Annotated in this window: 17 protein-coding genes; 8 read left to right on the forward strand and 9 right to left on the reverse strand. The window is 38.7% G+C overall.

The genetic code is table 11. The features are described 5' to 3' along the window. Positions 1 to 2: 2 nt before the first annotated feature. Complete coding sequence (locus H6G57_RS17040) at positions 3 to 965, reverse strand: hypothetical protein (RefSeq protein ID WP_190520612.1); 963 nt, start codon at positions 963 to 965, stop codon at positions 3 to 5. 104 nt (positions 966 to 1,069) lie between these two features. Continuing rightward, on the reverse strand, positions 1,070 to 1,900 hold the full coding sequence (locus tag H6G57_RS17045; protein ID WP_190520613.1) for a metal ABC transporter permease: 831 nt from the start codon (positions 1,898 to 1,900) through the stop codon (positions 1,070 to 1,072). 157 nt (positions 1,901 to 2,057) lie between these two features. Between H6G57_RS17045 and H6G57_RS17050 the strand changes: the two genes are divergently transcribed. After that, the gene (locus H6G57_RS17050; protein WP_190520616.1) at positions 2,058 to 2,633 is read left to right on the forward strand and encodes a DUF4347 domain-containing protein; all 576 of its coding nucleotides are present in this window, start codon (positions 2,058 to 2,060) and stop codon (positions 2,631 to 2,633) included. A gap of 36 nt (positions 2,634 to 2,669) precedes the next feature. Here the strand turns inward: H6G57_RS17050 and hpnH are convergent, their stop codons facing one another. The 4 genes from hpnH to H6G57_RS17070 all read right to left on the reverse strand — a co-directional run bounded on the left by hpnH (position 2,670) and on the right by H6G57_RS17070 (position 6,283). Beyond that, a complete protein-coding gene (gene hpnH / locus H6G57_RS17055) occupies positions 2,670 to 3,680 on the reverse strand; it encodes an adenosyl-hopene transferase HpnH (RefSeq protein ID WP_190520618.1) in 1,011 nt (336 codons plus the stop codon). 21 nt (positions 3,681 to 3,701) lie between these two features. Continuing rightward, positions 3,702 to 4,676 (reverse strand): hopanoid-associated sugar epimerase, encoded by a 975-nt coding sequence (gene hpnA / locus H6G57_RS17060; RefSeq protein WP_190520620.1) that lies wholly within the window; start codon positions 4,674 to 4,676, stop codon positions 3,702 to 3,704. A 51-nt stretch (positions 4,677 to 4,727) separates the two neighbouring features. Further along, entirely contained in the window at positions 4,728 to 5,603 is an 876-nt protein-coding gene (locus H6G57_RS17065) for a hypothetical protein (protein ID WP_242049000.1), read from the reverse strand. A gap of 77 nt (positions 5,604 to 5,680) precedes the next feature. Further along, positions 5,681 to 6,283 (reverse strand): DUF1517 domain-containing protein, encoded by a 603-nt coding sequence (locus H6G57_RS17070; protein ID WP_190520623.1) that lies wholly within the window; start codon positions 6,281 to 6,283, stop codon positions 5,681 to 5,683. A 117-nt stretch (positions 6,284 to 6,400) separates the two neighbouring features. Between H6G57_RS17070 and H6G57_RS17075 the strand changes: the two genes are divergently transcribed. The 3 genes from H6G57_RS17075 to hetL all read left to right on the forward strand — a co-directional run bounded on the left by H6G57_RS17075 (position 6,401) and on the right by hetL (position 9,132). After that, positions 6,401 to 7,825, forward strand: a complete 1,425-nt coding sequence (locus H6G57_RS17075) for an MFS transporter (protein WP_190520625.1) — start codon at positions 6,401 to 6,403, stop codon at positions 7,823 to 7,825. 133 nt (positions 7,826 to 7,958) lie between these two features. Beyond that, positions 7,959 to 8,354, forward strand: coding sequence for a helix-turn-helix transcriptional regulator (locus tag H6G57_RS17080; RefSeq protein WP_190520627.1), 396 nt, complete (start codon positions 7,959 to 7,961; stop codon positions 8,352 to 8,354). 16 nt (positions 8,355 to 8,370) lie between these two features. After that, positions 8,371 to 9,132 carry a heterocyst differentiation pentapeptide repeat protein HetL gene (gene hetL, locus H6G57_RS17085; protein WP_242049001.1) on the forward strand — a complete coding sequence of 254 codons (762 nt, stop codon included), beginning with the start codon at positions 8,371 to 8,373 and terminating at the stop codon, positions 9,130 to 9,132. Between the two features lie 159 nt (positions 9,133 to 9,291). Here hetL and acsF read toward each other — a convergent pair whose 3' ends face one another. After that, a complete protein-coding gene (acsF, locus tag H6G57_RS17090; protein ID WP_190520631.1) occupies positions 9,292 to 10,368 on the reverse strand; it encodes a magnesium-protoporphyrin IX monomethyl ester (oxidative) cyclase in 1,077 nt (358 codons plus the stop codon). A 230-nt stretch (positions 10,369 to 10,598) separates the two neighbouring features. On the opposite strand from acsF, the gene H6G57_RS17095 reads away from it, so the two are divergent. The 3 genes from H6G57_RS17095 (at position 10,599) to hemJ (ending at position 13,308) form a co-directional block, all read left to right on the forward strand. Beyond that, positions 10,599 to 11,246 carry a heme oxygenase (biliverdin-producing) gene (locus H6G57_RS17095; RefSeq protein WP_190520633.1) on the forward strand — a complete coding sequence of 216 codons (648 nt, stop codon included), beginning with the start codon at positions 10,599 to 10,601 and terminating at the stop codon, positions 11,244 to 11,246. Positions 11,247 to 11,295: 49 nt separating this feature from the next. Continuing rightward, a complete protein-coding gene (hemN, locus tag H6G57_RS17100; RefSeq protein WP_190520635.1) occupies positions 11,296 to 12,681 on the forward strand; it encodes an oxygen-independent coproporphyrinogen III oxidase in 1,386 nt (461 codons plus the stop codon). A gap of 69 nt (positions 12,682 to 12,750) precedes the next feature. After that, positions 12,751 to 13,308: a protoporphyrinogen oxidase HemJ gene (hemJ, locus tag H6G57_RS17105; protein ID WP_190520637.1), complete on the forward strand. Its 558-nt coding sequence runs from the start codon at positions 12,751 to 12,753 to the stop codon at positions 13,306 to 13,308. A 119-nt stretch (positions 13,309 to 13,427) separates the two neighbouring features. Here the strand turns inward: hemJ and H6G57_RS17110 are convergent, their stop codons facing one another. Further along, positions 13,428 to 14,786, reverse strand: coding sequence for a P-loop NTPase fold protein (locus H6G57_RS17110; protein ID WP_190520638.1), 1,359 nt, complete (start codon positions 14,784 to 14,786; stop codon positions 13,428 to 13,430). Between the two features lie 124 nt (positions 14,787 to 14,910). Then, entirely contained in the window at positions 14,911 to 15,963 is a 1,053-nt protein-coding gene (locus tag H6G57_RS17115; protein WP_190520640.1) for a J domain-containing protein, read from the reverse strand. Positions 15,964 to 16,055: 92 nt separating this feature from the next. Between H6G57_RS17115 and polA the strand changes: the two genes are divergently transcribed. Beyond that, complete coding sequence (gene polA / locus H6G57_RS17120; RefSeq protein ID WP_309235942.1) at positions 16,056 to 18,941, forward strand: DNA polymerase I; 2,886 nt, start codon at positions 16,056 to 16,058, stop codon at positions 18,939 to 18,941. Positions 18,942 to 19,220: the final 279 nt, after the last annotated feature.

Consider the following 19,220-nt stretch of genomic DNA (forward strand, 5'->3'; position numbering starts at 1 on the left):
GATTAAAACGTGGAACAGGCATCTTGCCTGTTACTGTTAGCTGGGATGTTCCCTTGTTCCCCAGTAGCGCAGGCTTGTTCTGCCATTCCTAAAGCAACTGCATCAAATACAGGTGCGGCCCATTGTCGTCCCGCTTCAATAGACCCGGCTCGTTGAATAATTTCTGCGGCTTGAGCGACTTCAATAATGGCAATTTTAGGATTATATTCGGCGGCACGTTCAATCATCGGATGCCATGCTAAGGAATGACCCTCACGGTTATTTTGACCTCCCCGCACTCTCGGCCCAATATTGACTAAATGTTGTTGTTGATAAAAGGGTACTAAACGGTTTTGAATGCGATATTCCCACCACAAATCACGTTGATGGAGTCCCGTTACTAACATTTGAGCACCTGGACGAGGGTTAGCCGCATTAGGAATATTAGCATCGGCGCTTAAAACCACCGTTTGTACAGAAGAATTTCCCTTATGAACTCCTGCAATAAAATGTTCTAAAGCTTGAAATCCATCAATGGTTTCTCCATACATAGAAATGGTTGGAGTTAATACATAAAACCCTAACGCTTCTAAGCGTCGTTTCATTTCTTCAACGGTGATAGAATTCCACACTCGACCAACAGAAACACCATTCACACTTGCCCCAGATTGTAAGCCATTCCGGGTATATTGCATGGGTAAAATAGCAATGGGTTTATTGGTATTAATCCGAATCGGAGCAACATCGGCATGAGTCCAATTTTCCCCCGTATAATTGTAGCGAACTCGATAAATCCCTTGTCCGGCTTCATATTGATATGACCGACCATCTTCTAAAATAGCAACGGTTTCTGTCAAGTTGGAATTTTGACATTGAACAATAGAAGTTGGGGAGTTTGTCGGACAAGGGTTGAGAGTTTGGGCAGTAACCGGGTAAGAAAAACCTAATATTAGGGACGTTAGACTGAGTACAATCTGGGTTTTCATGGAGAATTGACACGTTAATTGAAAAAGCTGTTAAAGCTTCAACACAAGACTGTAACATAAATCAGGAAAACTGAACAAACCCCCAATTTTTTTGGGGTAAAGTGTCAAACCTCAACAACTGGTTTAATCAAAGTTTTAAAGCTTAAAGTCAGTAAATAAGCGAAACCTGCGACTAAAATAATGGTTGCACCCGATGTTAAGTTAAAAAAGTAAGAAATTCCTAAACCGAGGGTGGTAAAAATCATGCCTAAACTACTGGATAATACCATCATTTGTTTTAAATCCTTAACAAATTGTCCTGAAATCGCAGCCGGAATAGTTAACAGGGCAATCACCAGAATTAAACCGACCACTTTCATAACCATGACAACGGTTAAGGCAATGGCAACAATTAACATTAAATACAGTTGATCAACGGGTACATTTCGAGTTTCGGCAAAAATAGGATCAAAGGAAATAGCAACTAATTCTTTATAAAAGAGGATGACCATGACTGCAATTAGAATATCTAATCCCAGCATTAAGATTAAATCCAATTGAGGAACAGTCAGAATACTGCCAAATAAATAACTCATCAAATCAACTTTATAACCGGGCGTTAAATCAATTAAAATAATGCCAATTGCCATTCCAATCGCCCACATCACGCCAATAATGGTATCGGCTCGTTGTTGAGTTTTTCGATAGACTAACCCCATTCCTAATGCAGAAAAAATAGAAAATGCGATCGCTCCAAAAACAGGATTAAATTGAAAAAAATAACCCATACCAATGCCTCCATAGGCTGCGTGAGCAATTCCCCCACTGATAAATACAATTCGATTGACAACAATAAATGTTCCTATCATGCCACAAGCGATACTCACTAAGAGTCCAGCTATTAAGGCATTTCGCATAAATTCAAATTGAAATAATTTAATTAATTCTGTTATCATTTTGGGTTATTGATCAGGATTCTTCAAAAAAGAGGGTGTTATATGAAGCCAGATTAGCCTTGTGTAAAGATTAAGTAAAAGTGCTTGCATCAGGCAATTAGATGAAATAATCTAAACAATAAGGATTTGCATTAATTGACACTTTAATGTTGCTGCTATGTTCAGATTACCAGACTCTAACCTTAACTCTCATTTAGCCTTTTTCTCGGTCGGATCTGCTGAAACAACATCCTCAGAGATTGCTTTTTTTGCTGCCGATGTTCCCGATTTACCTATCCTCCTCAATGGTTTAATGCCGGGGGTTGAAGCGATTATTCTTGAGGCAAATGGCACAGAATTGCAACAAATCGCTGATATCCTGAAAACCAAGCAATATCGCGTCGTCCATATTTTTTCTCACGGTAAAGCCGGAGAAATGGGATTAGGGAAAACAACCCTCACCCAAGATAACATCTATAATGATGCCTCCATTATTCGAGAGTGGAAAAAAGGTCTAACTCCCCGGTCTGAGATTTTATTGTATGGATCTAATATTGCCAAGTCTTCTAATGTTTTGATTACGATACTATCGGAACTTACAGAAGCTAATATTACCGTCTCGAACAATTTTAGCTCAAATCTGTGTTTAGAGGGAGATTTGGGCTTAAAAGTCCATACTGGCAGCATCAAACCCCCCCTGGCAATTCAACTATTTGGGTTTCAATCCCCCCTTTTACCATTATCAATTGCCTAAAAAAACAGGCTAATGATAAAATAGTGGCTAAATTTATTAAAATAAAGCCCCAATAGAACGCCCCATATTTTCCAGTTTCATCGCTTCTATTGCTGCGGTTGGTTCATAACCACAGTGAACCATACAATCTGCACATTTGGGATTTCCACTCGATTTTCCGTATTTTGTCCAGTCGGTTTTTTCTAATAATTCTTGATAACTGGAATAATACCCTTCATTTAATAAATAACAGGGTTTTTGCCATCCTAAAACACTGTAACTCGGACTTCCCCAAGGGGTACAATCATAATCTTCTTCTCCCATCAAAAAATCGAGGAATAAGGGATTATGATTAAAATTCCATTTCTTTTTCCCTAATTTATAGGGAGATAAGATTTCACGGAATAAGGCTTTGGTTTGTTCCCGTTTGAGAAAATGGTTTTGATCCGGTGCCCATTCATAACTATAACCCGGAGAAATCATCATGCCATCCACACCTAAAGTTTCCAGAAAATCAAAGAATTTCTGCATTTCCTGGGGGTTAGTTCCTGCAAATACGGTTGTATTCGTTGTGACTCTAAATCCTTTCGATTTTGCGGTTTTAATGGCTTGAACTGCAATATCAAACACGCCTTCTCGGTCTACACATTGATCATGATGTTCTTTTAATCCATCTAAATGCACACTAAAGGTTAAATAAGGGGAAGGTTTAAATTTGTGTAAACTTTTTTCCAATAAAATGCCATTAGTACACAAATAAACAAATTTTTTGCGGGCGACTAACCCAGTAACAATTTCATCAATTTGGGGATGTAATAAGGGTTCACCCCCAGGAATAGAAACCACAGGCGCACCACAGTCTTCAACGGCTTTAAAACAATCTTCGGGGGTTAAATTTTGCTTAAGAATTTCTTTCGGATGTTGAATTTTTCCGCAGCCAGAACAAGCTAAATTACACCGAAATAATGGTTCTAACATTAACACCAGGGGAAATTTTTTCCGCCCCATTAACCGTTGCATAAATAAATATTTACCAACGGCGATCGCTTGTTCAATTTGAATAGCCATTTTTCTCCTCTCACCTGAAACTTATTTTGATAACATAAACCAATTAACGGCATCTTTCAAGGCAGTTTTAATCGAAGATTGAGGTAAACCCAATTCTTGAACTGCTTTTGAGGCATTATAATACATCGATTGTCGGGACATTCTCACGCCATCTAAGGGGATAGAAGGGGTTTTCCCTAGCCGTGATAAAATCATTTCATCCACCCAGGCAACGCTTAAGGGAAGCCAAATGGGGACGGTTTTTTGAGGGGCGGGTAAACCTGTAATTTCTGATAATAAGTCTAAAAATTCTTTTAAGGTTAAATTTTGATGGCCTAAAATATAACGTTCTCCCGTTTTTCCGGTTTCTAAGGCGAGTAAATGACCTTGAGCGACATCTCGGACATCAATAAAATTTAATCCGGTATTGACGTAGGCGGGCATTTTTTGGTTCAGGAAGCGTAATATTAAGTCCCCTGTCGGTGTCGGTTTAATATCCCAAGGGCCAACAGGGGTACTGGGATTGACAATCACAATATCCTGACCTAATTTTACTGCATTATGGGCTTCTTGTTCTGCCCAATATTTAGATTTTTTATAATATCCGACTAAATTTTCCACCGGACTTTGATAGGTTTCATCCACCACAATGCCGGGTTTTACCCCAATAGCTGCAACAGAACTGGTATAAATTGTGCGTTCAATTTCCGCTTGTCTGGCGGCGGCTAAAATATTACGAGTTCCGAAAATATTATAGTGTTCTAATAAAGTTTTATCTTTTTGCCATAAAGAATAATGGGCAGCACAATGGAATAAAACTCGACAGCCTTTTAAAGATTGAGATAAATTAGAATCTGTTAAATTTCCTTCAACAATTTCAACGTCTAAATTCTTTAAGTTTCCTAAATTACTATTAGGACGAACTAACGCTCGAACCGCATAGTTATTTTTTAATAATAGTCGAACTAAATTCGCTCCAATAAATCCCGTCCCACCGGTTACAAAAGCTTTGATCATGATCGTTGCTGAAATGAAGGAAGAAGGAGGCGTGAACGCCTCACAACAATTTTAACGACGTCTTCTAGCCCCAGAGGAAGAACGGCTGCGGGAACCACTGCCAAAACTAGGTTTGCGTTGTTGGGTTGAGCCTTTATTGGGGGACTGACGTAAATCTGTTGCGCCAACACCAGAACCCGTTGAACGGCTAGAATTGGGCGAAGTCCGACGATTTACGGAGGAATTGCGATTTGAGTTGCGGATATTTCCGGTGGTGCGTAAGGTTGTACGATTTTTCACCGCCGCTGGGGGACTATTATAGCGAGTCCGATAGTCGTTCACCGCTTGGTTATAGCTAGAACCATACCCTCCATATCCGATTAAAGGGCCTCCCGATACATACACCGGAGGGACATAATAACGGGGGGCAAATAAACTATTGGCGATGGCACTTCCAGCAAAAGAGGCGGCAAAAGGTGTCCAGAAACTCGATTCTTGACGGACAACAACGGTTTGGGGTTGACCTGTGGCGGGGTCAGGCTGGGTTTCAGTTACATTATGAACGTATTCAATGCGGAAATCGGGCGTTAAATAAAACACGGGTTGACCGTTATTAATATCTAAGTTGCTTTTTTCTCCGGCTTTGATTTGTTCATCCGTTAACTGTGCCATCTGCAAATTCGGGGTTTGATAGGTGGCAGATTTACCCGCAGGAGTATTTAATAACATCAGGGTATAGGTTCCATCCACATCATTATATTGAGCTTGTTGAACGGGATATTTACCCTCTGTAACTTGATTGGTTGGAGCCGATACAACCGGAGTTGATTGTTGAACCCTAGATGAAGTTGTTGAAGACCCACAGGCAACTGTTGTCCAACAAAAGGTGAGTGAAATGAATAGAATTAAAAGCTTTTTCCACATAAACCAATTAACTTTTGTGAACATTGACTTGCTCCAACATTAAACCAAAAATCGGTTGAGTTAGATAAACTTGTTGAAAGCAGGAAAACCGATGCTATTCCTTAAAGCGGAATCAGTTCCGGGAAATTCTGCAATAATTGATCATTAGTTAACTCATCTCCTAAACGAGCCGGAGAAAAATGAATTGAAATTCCTCTGAGTCTGCCTTGATAGTGAAGATTAATTAATGCTTTTAACCCTCGATTCATCGCCTCCACACTCGCTAAATCTGTTTCTAAATCAGGAACTTCTCCTTCACTAACTATTGTAATCATTACCACTAAATTGTGGGTGATGGGTAAGGACAGAGGTTGATTTTCATACATCGGTTGAGATAAGTCAGGTTCGCTCAAATACCGTTGGCCAGAGTCGGTGAACAATTCGTTAAAGTAATCCGCGGCTTCTCCTTCGTTCCAAACTACATCCCCTTCATTCGATCCTGACTGCCAATAGGTATCATACTGAAGTAGACTTTGGCAAACTTGCACTAATGCTTCTCCTGTGGCTTCCAAGTCTCCGTCTGCGTCAATGACGTTTCTGGCGGCTTGGTTGAGTACCCCTAATAGGGGCGCCACCTCATCACCGCCTAAATGTAGAAACAAACGACTGACCACAAACCGGGTTTTTCCGATCATGCGATTAAAGCGATCGCCTAAAGCAGCCATAATTGGATCACTCCCAAATCATTATTACTATTTAATCAGCATATCGTTTTAGGCTATCCTGTTGTCAGCCATCCGTTCTTGATTTTAGGGTGGTAATGTTCTCTGATATTAATTCTTATGAACTCAACGCCTTCTGCACCGATTTCCCCTCCAGAAAAGCTCAGTTTATCAACAAAATTAGCCTTTGGCGCGGGAGATTTAGGCCCTGCAATTACGGCAAATATTTCTGTATTTTTTGTTTTGGTTTTTCTGACTAATGTTGCGGGTTTACCTGCGGGATTAGCTGGAAGTGTGTTAATGGTAGGAAAAATTTGGGATGCGATTAATGATCCCATTGTAGGGGTTTTAAGCGATCGCACGGTTCATCCTTGGGGAAGACGTTATCCTTGGATGGTTTTTGGTGCAATTCCCTTTGGAATTTTATTTTTTTTACAGTGGATTGTTCCCAGTAATAATAACTCGATTTTGTTTGGGTATTATGTGATTATTGGGATTTTATTTAATACGGCTTATACTGCCGTTAATTTACCTTATACTGCTTTAACTCCTGAATTAACCAAGGACTATAACGAACGAACCAGTTTAAATAGTTTTCGCTTCGCGTTTTCAATTGGGGGGAGTATTTTTTCTTTAATTTTAGCCCAAATTATTTTTAGCTTTTTTCCCAATGCCCCTTATCAACGCTATTTAATTTTAGGAGCGGTTTGTGGTTTTTTATCGGTTCTCCCGCTCTTTTGGTGTTTTTTAGGAACCCGTAAGCAAGTTTTATCTCGACAAGCTGGAGAAACGATTGAGGATAATTCCGAAAGTCTTCCTATTGCTGAACAAATTAAAATTGCTCTCAGTAATCGACCTTTTTTATTAGTGATTGGAATTTATCTCTGTTCCTGGTTAGGCGTTCAATTGACAGCTTCTATTTTGCCTTATTTTGTCGTCAATTGGATGAAACTTCCTGAAACCACTTTTCCCCAGGTTGCCATTGCTGTTCAAGGAACTGCTTTAGTGATGTTATTTGTTTGGAATTTAGTCAGTCAACGCTATGGAAAAAAAGCCGTTTATTTTATGGGGATGGGGTTATGGATTGTTACCCAAGCGGGTTTATTTTTCCTGCAACCGGGACAAACTACGTTAATGTATATTCTAGCAATTTTAGCCGGATGTGGTGTAGCAACAGCCTATTTAGTTCCTTGGTCAATGATTCCTGATGTGATTGATTTAGATGAATTAAATACCGGACAAAGACGAGAAGGTGTTTTCTATTCGTTTATGGTGTTATTGCAAAAAATTGGATTAGCCATTGGGTTATTTTTAGTCGGACAAGCCTTAGATTTTGCCGGATTTATTTCCAGTATTCCGGGTCAAATTCCCCCCATTCAACCAGACTCTGCTCTGTTAGCCATTCGCTTTGCTATTGGCCCTTTACCGACAATGATTTTGATTATTGGGATGATTTTTACTTTTTTATATCCGATTACAAAAGAGGTTCACGCCGATATTTTACTCCAACTCAGCGAAAGAAAACGCAACGAAACTCTGGATTAAAATTGCGTAGGAATATGTACTTAAAATCTCTATCTCATCCCTGAGATAGAAAGGAGATTTTTGTTTTACATTTATTGGATAATGTGGTAATATAGTAAACAAATAATATTAACACCGCCATTGAGTTCCCACAATGACAAATTCCACTTTAAAATCCATCCAATCGACTTCAAGCTGCGAGTATTTACAATTATCTCCTGCCGCCTTAGCGTTGATGGCAGACTTTTTTAAAGTGTTATCGGAAGTTAGTCGTTTACAAATTGTTTGCTGTTTAAAATCTGGGGCTAAAAATGTGACCCAAATTATTGAAGCAACGGGATTAGGACAGGCGAATGTTTCTAAACATTTAAAAGTTTTAGCTCAAGCTGGAATTGTTACCCGGACTCAACAAGGCGTGAGCGTTTATTATGAAATTACAAATCCCTTTTTATTTGAAGTGTGCGATTTAGTCTGTGAATCTTTAGTGGCTCAAATGCACCAACAAAATCAACAGTTAGAACAACTACGGGCTTTGAAAACTGCTGTTTAGTGGTTCTTTTATCCTAATGGTACTTAATATTATTATGAATGTCGATGAATTTCTCAGAAGATATGCAGCCGCGGAACGTAATTTTCCTGAGATTGACTTATCTTCTGTTGATTTACAAGAAGCCAATTTAGTGAACTTAAACCTCACCAGAGCTAACTTAAGTTATTCGGATTTACGAGAAGCAAGATTAGGAAAAGCCAACCTGTCTAAAGCCAATCTTGTCCAGGCTAACTTAAGTGAAACTATTCTCTGGGGGGCTGATTTAACCGAAGCCAATTTATATCAAGCTCAGTTACGAGAAGCCGATTTAACCGGGGCGAAACTTTTTAAGGCATCCTTAGAACAAGCCCAACTCATGAAAGCTTGTTTATCAGGATGTGATTTAAGAAATGCCAATCTTTTCCAAGCGATTCTTTTTGAAGCTAATTTTCGCCCCAATCATAATCAACAAACGGATTTAAGTTATGCGATTTTAGCGGAAGCCGATTTAAGTTATGCCAATTTTAGTGGGGCGATTTTATATCAAGCCAATTTAGAAAAAGCCAAGCTCTGTCACGCTATTTTTGGGGTTTCGGGTTTAGGGCTTTTAAGCTCTGAACAAAGTTATCATACCAACCTCAGCGAAGTCAATTTAAAAGGGGCTGATTTAAGTTATGCGGATTTAAGTGGGGCTAATCTATGCAATGCTGATTTGCGAGGTGCTGATTTAACCCGCACTATTTTAACCGATGCTAATCTCAATGGGGTGATTATGCCAGATGGTAGCATTCATGATTAAGGATTCTGTAGAAACAGGGCTTTTAACAAGATAAAATTGATGAAAAAACCCGGTTTCTCTCGGAATTAATTTTGAGTTCAGGAGTGTAGTTCAATGGGATTATCCTTAATCTTCTACACCCCAAACCTGCTCTCAACCCCAGGGTTTGAGAATACTAATCTAATGCACCTCTCCCCGTAATGCTTCAGCATCAATGGGTTTGGTGATATAAATTCTGAATAAATTCCATAACGTTGAACAGTTAGAGGGTAATTTTAATAAGAATTTAACCCATTTCGGTTTGTTGCTGGCATCAATTTTTTGGTTGTTGGCATTGTTCTCAGAACATTTTTCTAAACGGTTGAAAAAGTCGGGATGTTCTGTATCTAAAACCTCTGGAAATGCTCTTAACGAAGTTTCATTGGTTTTGCGAACAACATGACGATTATATTCCTTGGCATCTAATCCCAAGGTATCATAAAAATCCGCCCGTTCATCAACCGTTAAGGTATGGGTAGCAAAGACCGTTAATAGGAAAAATCTCGCCCATAATCTTCCTTGCCAACTTTGCCACATTTGCGGTTGAGAACGCAATAAAACCTTAAAGAAATCTCCATGTCGGTTTTCATCCTGACACCAACTTTCAAAATAACGGAATAAAGGATAATATTGATGTTCGGGATGGGCTTCTAAATGACGGAACACTGTAATATAACGCCAATATCCAATTTTTTCAGATAAATAAACCGCGTAAATAATCCACTCCGGTTTAAAGAAGGTATAAGTCCGGTGTTTGGTTAAATACCCTAAATCCAAAGATAAATTAAAATCCGACATGGCTTTATTAATAAATCCCGCATGACGCGCTTCATCTCTAGCCAATAAAGTAAAGGCTTCAGATAACAAGGGATTTCGAGTTTTGAGTTGACGAGATAACTCTTTAAATAATAAAAATCCAGAAAATTCCGAAGTACAAGAGCGTTCTAAAAAGTCCACAAACGCCGAGCGTGTTCTCTCATCAATTTGTTCCCAACTTTGTTCAAATTCTTCATCCCGAACAAAATGATGACGGTTATAGTCCGACCGTAACTCCTCTAAAACTGCTGAAAATTCCTCCTCATAGGCGGATAAGTCTAGGTTCGCCATCGCGTCAAAGTCTGTGGTGTAAAAGCGAGGCGTCAGCAATGTCTCTTGAACCGGATTTTTAATACCGGGGCGCAGTTCTTGAGTTCCGGGGTTTTGGACAGTATTCACCATCGCTGCAAGTCCTTAAATATTACTGATTAGTTATTAAACTATATGGCTCCGGTTTTGTCTAGTACCCTTGGCAATTTTTTTTCGCCTGTAAAGAATTGTAAAGATTATATAACCAATCGGTGATATAGTGATATGCTCATTCGAGTGGTGAAGACAAAACCTTGTTTTCCTCTGTTGGGAATTGGGTTAAGTCTTCAGAGAAGTTTCATCTTAAATTCATTGATAAAACCATGACAAACTTAGCTGAAAAACTCAAACTCGGAACCCAACAATCCCATAGTAACGCCGAGCATACCGGATTTATGAAAAACTTTCTATCCGGTGGCATCAGTAAACAGTCTTTTTGTCAACTTTTGAGTAATTTATATTTTGTTTATAGCCAATTAGAATCGGAATTACAATGTCATCAAACCCATCCAATTATTAGTAAAATCTATTTCCCAGAACTGAATCGCAAAGCCAATTTAGAGAAAGACTTAACCTTTTATTACGGAGAACATTGGCCGGATAATATCACCCCTTCTCCCGCCGCACAAGCTTATGTTTCCAGACTGCGAGAACTTTCTGCAACTGAACCCATTTTATTAATTGCTCACTCCTATACTCGCTACATGGGTGATTTGTCCGGTGGTCAAAGCTTGAAAAAAATTGTCCAATCTGTCTTTAATTTAGAGGAACATCAAGGGATTTGTTTTTATGAATTTGATCAAATTCCTGACTTGAACGAATTTAAAAACCAATACCGTCAACGGTTGAATGAATTAATCTTGAGTGAACAACTGCAAGATCAAGTTGTAGCAGAAGCTAATAATGCCTTTACCCTTAATATTGCCATGCTGCGAGATTTACGAGAAACCCCAACTCCAGTAACCGCTTAATTCAATCCCTTATTATCTGCAATTACTCATTATTCAGGAGACTATTTCAATGGTTTTTTCGGTAGCGAATGTGGCGTTTGATTTTGATTTAATTCAAAAATATGATAATGCGGTTCCTCGTTATACCAGCTATCCCCCAGCGACGGAATTAAAAGATGGATTTACTTCCTTAGATTGGGAATTTGCCATCACGGAATCCAATCAACGTCAATCGCCCTTATCGCTCTATTTTCATATTCCCTTCTGCCAAAGTGCCTGTTATTTCTGCGGCTGTAATGTGATTGTTACTAATAGTAAAGATGCAGCGAAAAGCTATATCGATTACTTGTCCAAAGAAATTGATTTTACCTCCCAATTGATTGATACTCGTCGCCCAGTTACACAACTACACTGGGGCGGAGGTACACCCAATTACTTATCCTTAGAACAGGTTGAGTCCTTATGGAGAACCATTAATAAACAGTTCACTTTTGCAGATAAAGCCGAAATCTCCATTGAAATTAATCCTCGATATGTGGATAGAAATTATATCTTTTTCTTGAAAGAAATGGGGTTTAATCGGATTAGTTTTGGGATTCAAGATTTTAATCCTGAAGTTCAAGAAGCCGTTAATCGAGTTCAACCCGAAGTTCTGCTCTTTAATGTCATGGATTGGATTAAAGAAGCCGGGTTTGAAAGTGTGAATGTAGACTTAATTTATGGTTTACCTTATCAAACAGTAGACACCTTCAAAGAAACGGTTCAAAAAACCATTGCTCTCGATCCAGATCGCATCGCAATTTTTAATTTTGCTTATGTTCCCTGGATGAAACCCGTACAGAAAAATATTCCCCAAGCAGCCTTACCTAAACCCCATGAAAAGTTAGAAATTTGGCAAATGTCCATCCAAGAATTAACCGATAAAGGCTATGTTTTTATTGGTATGGATCACTTTGCTAAACCCAATGATGAATTAGCGATCGCTCAACGAAATTCAACCTTAAAACGGAATTTTCAAGGCTATACAACTCAACCCGAAGCGGAACTCTATGGATTTGGGTTAACTTCTATTAGTATGTTAGAAGATACTTATGCTCAAAACCATAAGCGCTTAAAAGAGTATTATCAAGCCATTGATCAAGGAACTTTACCCGTTAGCAAAGGGTTTAAATTAAGCCGGGATGATATTCTGAGACGAGATGTAATTATGCAAATTATGTCTAATTTCTACTTGGATAAATCTCAAATTGAATCCAAATATCACCTCGATTTTGATACCTACTTTGCAGAAGAATTAATCGAGATGCGTCCCTTAATTGCGGATGGGTTAGTTCAATCCAATTATGATTCAATTGTGGTAACGAACTTAGGCAGACTCTTGGTCAGAAATATTGCCTTTTTATTTGATACCCATACTCCTGCCCAACAACAACAAAGATTATCCAGGGCGATTTAATTGCCAGATTGTCCAGAATCCGGTAAGGTGGGTTATGCCCACCTTTATTTTTAGGTTGTCATTGGATCTATGACTTATTTTTGGTTTAAATCCTTTCATATCATCGGAATGGTTGTCTGGTTTGCGGGTTTATTTTACCTGGTGAGATTATTTGTTTATCATGCTGAAGCGGAAGAAAAACCGGAGCCCGCCCGCAGCATTTTAAAAGAACAATATGAATTGATGGAAAAACGCCTTTATGGGATTATTACAACCCCTGGAATGGTGGTGACGGTGGTAATGGCGATCGCACTTTTAATTACAGAGCCCAGTCTTTTAAAAGATATGTGGTTGCATCTAAAGTTAGGATTAGTTGCCGTTTTAATCGCTTATCATTTTTATTGTGGTCGAATTATGCGACAATTAGCCACTCATAAAATTATGTTCACCAGTCAACAATTCCGCAGTTTAAATGAAGTTCCAACGGTACTTTTATTAGTGATTGTGTTGTTAGCTGTATTTAAAAATAGTTTACCCCTGAACACCGCAGTCGCTGTCACTGGCAGTTTTATTTTAGGGATGATTATTTTCTTTCAACTTTATGCTTTGCATCGACAAAAAAACAGTCAGCAAGCTATGAGTCAGTAAGGGAATATTAACAGAGGGAATAGGGAATTACGAATTACGAATTACGAATTACGAATTTAATGTCATCAAAAAAAGCTGGGCTTTACCCAGCTAAAATTTGTTAAATCTGTTTAATGTCTCTAAATGCCTAATCCAAACTCTTTAGCTTCCGTCAAAATTGGGTTAATATCATACCAAAAATGTTGAGCATGATTATATTCAAAAACCCATAAACTTCTGATCAGGGTTTGATATTCCATTTGACCACTCAACTTTTTAGTCGCTGCTACCTGGCGTAACATTTGCCATTCTTCAGATTCAATGGCTAAGGTTAATTGATGACGACGTTGTAAAATCACCTCTTCTAAGGATTCTCTGGTTAAAGGGGGATCTTCTTTTTGTAAACAGCTATATAACAAAATCAATAAACTCCGAACATGACCCCCACTAATGGTACAAAGACGATCTAAAGTTTCAGGGCTATCAAAAATTGTATCAATTAAAGCCGGATAATCTTTCGCAGCCAGACCTGGAAATGCTCTTGTCATTACCATTTGTCGTAACAATTCAATTCCCTCTTGACAAGGTGCTCCATCTTCAAATTTTACCGTCACCATCGGTAAAGTTTTTGGGTCATTCCCAAAACGATTCATCAGTTGTCCTAAATCATTAGAAAAAATCAACCCTAAAGGAATAGTATAAACTACATGACAATTGAGTTTATTAAGTTGTTCACCGCGATCAATAAATAAATATTCAGGTTGAGGTCTTCCCGTACTATTGGGACTATAACTAATCCGATCTAAATTATCAATAATCACCACTAAACCTTGTTTTCCCATCTGTTTTAATTGTTGGATTGAAGGTTCCAATAATTCTTTATTGATAGCCTCTAAAATATTATTGGTTCGCGGTTCTAAATATTGACGTAATAAAGACCGTAAATCGCGACTATCTTTCGTTTTAGCCGTAATATTTCCAATACCCGTTGATAGGGAAAATTCTCCTTCTGTACTAGCACTCAAGGTTCCCAGACCGGGGACATTAATATCTCCTTTTAAGTCAATTTCTGTATTTAAAACATTAACAACTCCACTTAATAAACTTTTAAATCCTTTCGGTTGTAATTTAATTTTCAAGCTTTCAATACTTTCACTGACTTGACGAGCGATCGCTAATAAAATATCGGTAATATCCACATCCCCCATATCTAAATCTTTACTTGATTCAAAATAAACGACATGGAATCCTTCTGTTTGGAGTTGAGCTTTCAACCTCAATAATTCTGTTGATTTCCCTGAACCCACAGGCCCGGTAAACAGTTGACAAGTGGGCCGATCAGGAGATAACCGCGTAACTGTTCGCGCAATTTGTTCCATACACTTACCGCCTCGTGCTGGAGAAAAATCAATATAATATTTTTTATCTTCTGGACGTTCAACATCGAGAGTTTCAGCCGGATTAGAAGCTTTAAAAAAGCGAGATAAATCAAGTTCCATTGTTTTCCCTGAGTAATACCGTTAACAGACAATTTTAAATTCCCGATCATCCTTCTTCAAGGATGGGACTTTTCTCTTTCTTTCGGAAGATATCTTCCCAATTCCGTACTAAGATTCACTTGAGTTAGTGGGCTAACCACCAGCCAAAACTCAAGCCCAGACCGGAGGTAATCGCTAAAATTAAAAAGGTGTAAAATCCATTGTAGGACGCAAGTAATTTTTCTCCGGCAACCATTTGCGCCACCGTACCTGCAACCACAGCGATCGCACCCCAAGCCGCAATAATCACCTCTGGCTGCATTCGTTGGATCACCCGCATCATTGCTTGTTTCCCGGCGCCGATCCAAGCCCCGATCCATCCTCCTAAGACTAATCCCAATAAACTTCCGGTTCCCACTTTTGCCCTAGACCGAAAAATCGCATCTAAAATAATCCCTAACATTAATCCCATTATTGAGCCAAAACCCCCTCCCAACAAAGAACTTAACCAATTTCCCCTTTTTGTTCCAGCGATTAACCCAGCAATTGCCGCAATTCCCATGATCGTCAAGAGCCCAATTATCCCTTTAGCAGGGCTTTCTGAGGCTGCGATCGCCCCTAATCCGAGACCGATACCCCCCCATACGACTGCGGTAATCATCCCCCCCGCTTCGTTTCCTAACACCCATCCGGCGATGGCTCCGGCAAAGATTAAGGCTATTAACCAAGGTTGACCGGACTCAGAATCTTCACTGGCCGCGATCGTCACCATGAGCCAACCCACGCTGAGAAACACCCAAACCCAGGATGGTATCTTCAATGTGGTTAAAATCCCGGCAATGATGGCATAGCTGAGAAACACCCCGGTTAACCAACCAATGGGGAAAGCAGAGGAAGTGGGGGAAGCAGGGGGAGCGGGGGGAGTTGGGGAAGTTGGGGAGGTCGGGGGAACAGGGGAGACAGGGGAGACAGGGGGAGTCGGGAGGGTAGGGTAGGGGCTGCTTAAATCGGTTTTTAAGGTTTCGTAAGCTTGGCTAATTTCTTTAAATTTGGCTTCCGCTTCCGCTTGTAAGATAGAATTCTGGGGATAGCGATCGGGATGCCAAATCAAGGCCTGATGGCGATAGGCTTGTCTGACCTCCTCTAAGGACGCCCCCGGTTTTATCTCTAAAATTTTATAGCATTCTTCGATTTCCACGTTTGAAATCTATTAACTTGATTTTATTTTCCCCTACAAAGGCAGAAGACAGATCGCTACAATAAAAATTGTATTGCGCTTGGATTAAAACAGTGTTGGAACATCCTCTATTCCTTTTGGTTGATGGTCATTCGTTGGCATTTCGTTCCTATTTTGCCTTTGGAAAAAGTCGCCAAGGAGGGTTACGCACGTCAACGGGTATTCCGACGAGTGTTTGTTTTGGGTTTTTGAAGTCATTATTAGATGTGATGGCAACTCAAAAGCCGGATTATTTAGCGATCGCTTTTGATTTAGGAGTTCCTACGTTTCGTCATGAAGCGGATGAAAATTACAAAGCTGATCGCTCTGAAACGTCTCAAGATTTTATTGAAGATGTGCAGAATTTACAAGAGTTATTACAAGCGTTTGATTTAAGCATTGTTACAGCCCCAGGTTATGAAGCGGATGATGTTTTAGGAACCTTAGCCAACCGGGGAAGTCGGGAAGGATATCGAGTTAAAGTGTTATCGGGAGATCAGGATTTATTTCAATTAATTGATCTTGAAAAACAGATTAGTATTTTACATTTAGAACCGGGCAAAGGTAGTGTTCCTACAGAGTTTTTAGCTCAACAGGTTTATGATAAATTGCAGATTTATCCCCATCAGGTAATTGATTATAAGGCATTATGTGGCGATAAATCCGATAATATTCCAGGGGTGAAAGGTATTGGGAAAACAACGGCGGTTAAATTATTAGGAGAATATGGTTCGTTAGAAAATATCTATGCTCATCTTGAGAATATTAAAGGCGCAACTCGGACAAAACTAGAGGAAGGAAAGGCGGATGCAGATCATTCTCAAACCTTAGCGCGAATTATTCAGGATGTGCCGTTAGAAGTTAGTTTAGACAATTTTAAATTACAAGGCTTTGATGTTGCTAAAATTCAACCGATTTTAGAGAAATTAGCCTTTCAAACCTTTTTAGGAAAAATTAATCAAATTCAACAGCAATTTAAAGGAATAATTCAAACGGAAGTTACAGAAAATCCGGTTACTGTTGGGGAAGATATCGATTTTTGGACACCAGAAGAAACTACAGCTTACCAACAACAGAAACAGTTAAATAGTCCAAGGTCTAAACTTCAACTGCGTTTAATTCAAACCCCAGAAGCTTTAGAAGAGTTAGTTAATATTTTACAACAGCATACTGATGCTAATTATCCCGTTGCTTGGGATACGGAAACCACCTCTTTAGAATTTCTAAAAGCGGAATTAGTTGGAATAGGATGTTGTTGGGGAATAGAAGCAACAGATGTGGCTTATATTCCCTTAAATCATACTCAAGGAACCAATTTAGATAAAGTTCAAACATTAGATCTTTTACGTCCAATTTTAGAAAGCGATCGCCATCCTAAAACCTTTCAAAATGCAAAATATGATCGGTTAATTTTTAGGGTTCACGGCATTAATTTACAAGGCGTTGTCTTTGACCCAATGTTAGCAGATTATATTTTAAACCCTGAAGATAATCATAATTTAATTGATTTAAGTCTCAGACATTTAGGGTCTGAATTAATCGCTCCCAGTTATGATGAATTAGTTCCCAAAGGAAAAACTATTGCTGATCTTAATATTAATCAAGTCGCTGAATATTGCGGAATGCAGGTTTATGTCACCTTTCAATTAGTAGAAAAAATCAAAGCAAAATTGATAGATAAACCTCACTTAATGAAACTTTTAACCGATGTTGAACAGCCTTTAGAATGTGTTTTAGCGGATATGGAATATTGTGGGGTGCATCTGGATATTGAATATTTACAAACTTTGGCAAAAAAACTCGATCAACAGTTAGAAATTATTGAAAATCAAGCTTATGAACTAGCAGGGGAAAAATTTAATTTAGGTTCTCCGAAACAACTCAGCCAACTCTTATTTGAAAAATTAGAATTAAATACAAAAAAAACACGCCAAACCAAAACAGGCTATTCAACGGATGTCAATGTTTTAGAAAAATTACAAGGTGATCACCCCATTATTGATATAATATTAGAATATCGAACTCTAGCGAAACTAAAGTCAACTTATGTAGATGCGTTACCCACAATGGTTGATGCAAAGCAACGCATTCATACCAATTTTAATCAAACTATTACCGCAACGGGACGGCTATCATCTTCTAACCCTAACTTACAGAATATTCCCATTAAAACTGAATTTTCTCGTAAAATCAGAAAAGCCTTTACAACCCAACCCAATTGGCTATTAGTTTCAGCAGACTATTCTCAAATTGAACTTAGAATTTTAGCCCATTTAAGTCAAGAACCGATTTTATTAGAAGCCTATCGAAATAATCAAGATGTCCATACCGTCACGGCTAAATTATTATTTGAAACAGACACCGTAACATCAGAAGAAAGACGATTAGGGAAAACAATTAATTTTGGGGTAATTTATGGTATGGGAGCGCAACGATTTGCACGGGAAGCAAAGGTAAGTAGTGCAGAAGGTAAGCAATTTATTGAACGGTTTAACCAACGCTATTCTCAAGTTTTTGCTTATTTAGAAACTGTTAAAAAACAAGCCATTTCTCAAAGATATGTCGAAACAATATTAGGGAGAAGACGATATTTTGAATTCCAAGGTAGCAGCTTACAAAATTTAAAAGGAGTCGATATTAATTCGATTGATTTAAGCCAATTAGGAAAAAAAATGGGTCAAAATGATGCCCAACTCTTGAGAGCCGCTGCTAACGCTCCTATTCAGGGTTCGAGTGCTGATATTATTAAAATGGCAATGGTACAAGTGCATCAACTTTTAACCCAATATCAATCTCGATTAGTATTACAGGTTCATGATGAATTAGTCTTTGAAATTCCTGAGACGGAATGGGAAGAAATTCAACCTAAAATTAAGACGATTATGGAACAAGTGCTTCCTTTAAGTGTGCCTTTAGTTGTAGATATTCACGCCGGACAGAATTGGATGGAAGCGAAGTAATGATTCTTTATAAAGCAGCCTAAATCAAGCAGATTTTGTATTAATCATTAAACCGCGATCTATAGCTATCAAAAAGTTCATCAATTTTTTGGAGGTCAGATACAAGTGTCCCCCGTTCATCTCGAAACGTGCGATCGCGATCGCCTTTAAAACCCACATTCCGCAGATAGGAGTCAAATTTCCCACTAATTCTAAAAAATTGAAATGGGTTTAAAATTTTTGATGAACTTCCGAGGCTTTACTATCAAATTGTATAGCTAGTTAACCGTTATTTAACTA

It is taken from the genome of Planktothrix sp. FACHB-1365 (genome assembly GCF_014697575.1).
Taxonomy (GTDB): domain Bacteria; phylum Cyanobacteriota; class Cyanobacteriia; order Cyanobacteriales; family Microcoleaceae; genus Planktothrix.

Excerpts from the sequence above, each read along its gene's own strand:
- H6G57_RS17045 (WP_190520613.1), bottom strand. The coding sequence starts at position 1,900 with ATGATAACAGAATTAATTAAATTATTTCAATTTGAATTTATGCGAAAT.
- H6G57_RS17040 (WP_190520612.1), bottom strand. The coding sequence starts at position 965 with ATGAAAACCCAGATTGTACTCAGTCTAACGTCCCTAATATTAGGTTTT.
- hetL (WP_242049001.1), top strand. The coding sequence starts at position 8,371 with ATGGTACTTAATATTATTATGAATGTCGATGAATTTCTCAGAAGATAT.
- acsF (WP_190520631.1), bottom strand. The coding sequence starts at position 10,368 with ATGGTGAATACTGTCCAAAACCCCGGAACTCAAGAACTGCGCCCCGGT.
- H6G57_RS17065 (WP_242049000.1), bottom strand. The coding sequence starts at position 5,603 with ATGTTCACAAAAGTTAATTGGTTTATGTGGAAAAAGCTTTTAATTCTA.
- H6G57_RS17110 (WP_190520638.1), bottom strand. The coding sequence starts at position 14,786 with ATGGAACTTGATTTATCTCGCTTTTTTAAAGCTTCTAATCCGGCTGAA.
- hpnH (WP_190520618.1), bottom strand. The coding sequence starts at position 3,680 with ATGGCTATTCAAATTGAACAAGCGATCGCCGTTGGTAAATATTTATTT.
- hemN (WP_190520635.1), top strand. The coding sequence starts at position 11,296 with ATGGTTTTTTCGGTAGCGAATGTGGCGTTTGATTTTGATTTAATTCAA.
- H6G57_RS17075 (WP_190520625.1), top strand. The coding sequence starts at position 6,401 with ATGAACTCAACGCCTTCTGCACCGATTTCCCCTCCAGAAAAGCTCAGT.
- hemJ (WP_190520637.1), top strand. The coding sequence starts at position 12,751 with ATGACTTATTTTTGGTTTAAATCCTTTCATATCATCGGAATGGTTGTC.
- H6G57_RS17080 (WP_190520627.1), top strand. The coding sequence starts at position 7,959 with ATGACAAATTCCACTTTAAAATCCATCCAATCGACTTCAAGCTGCGAG.
- H6G57_RS17070 (WP_190520623.1), bottom strand. The coding sequence starts at position 6,283 with ATGGCTGCTTTAGGCGATCGCTTTAATCGCATGATCGGAAAAACCCGG.
- H6G57_RS17050 (WP_190520616.1), top strand. The coding sequence starts at position 2,058 with ATGTTCAGATTACCAGACTCTAACCTTAACTCTCATTTAGCCTTTTTC.
- hpnA (WP_190520620.1), bottom strand. The coding sequence starts at position 4,676 with ATGATCAAAGCTTTTGTAACCGGTGGGACGGGATTTATTGGAGCGAAT.
- H6G57_RS17095 (WP_190520633.1), top strand. The coding sequence starts at position 10,599 with ATGACAAACTTAGCTGAAAAACTCAAACTCGGAACCCAACAATCCCAT.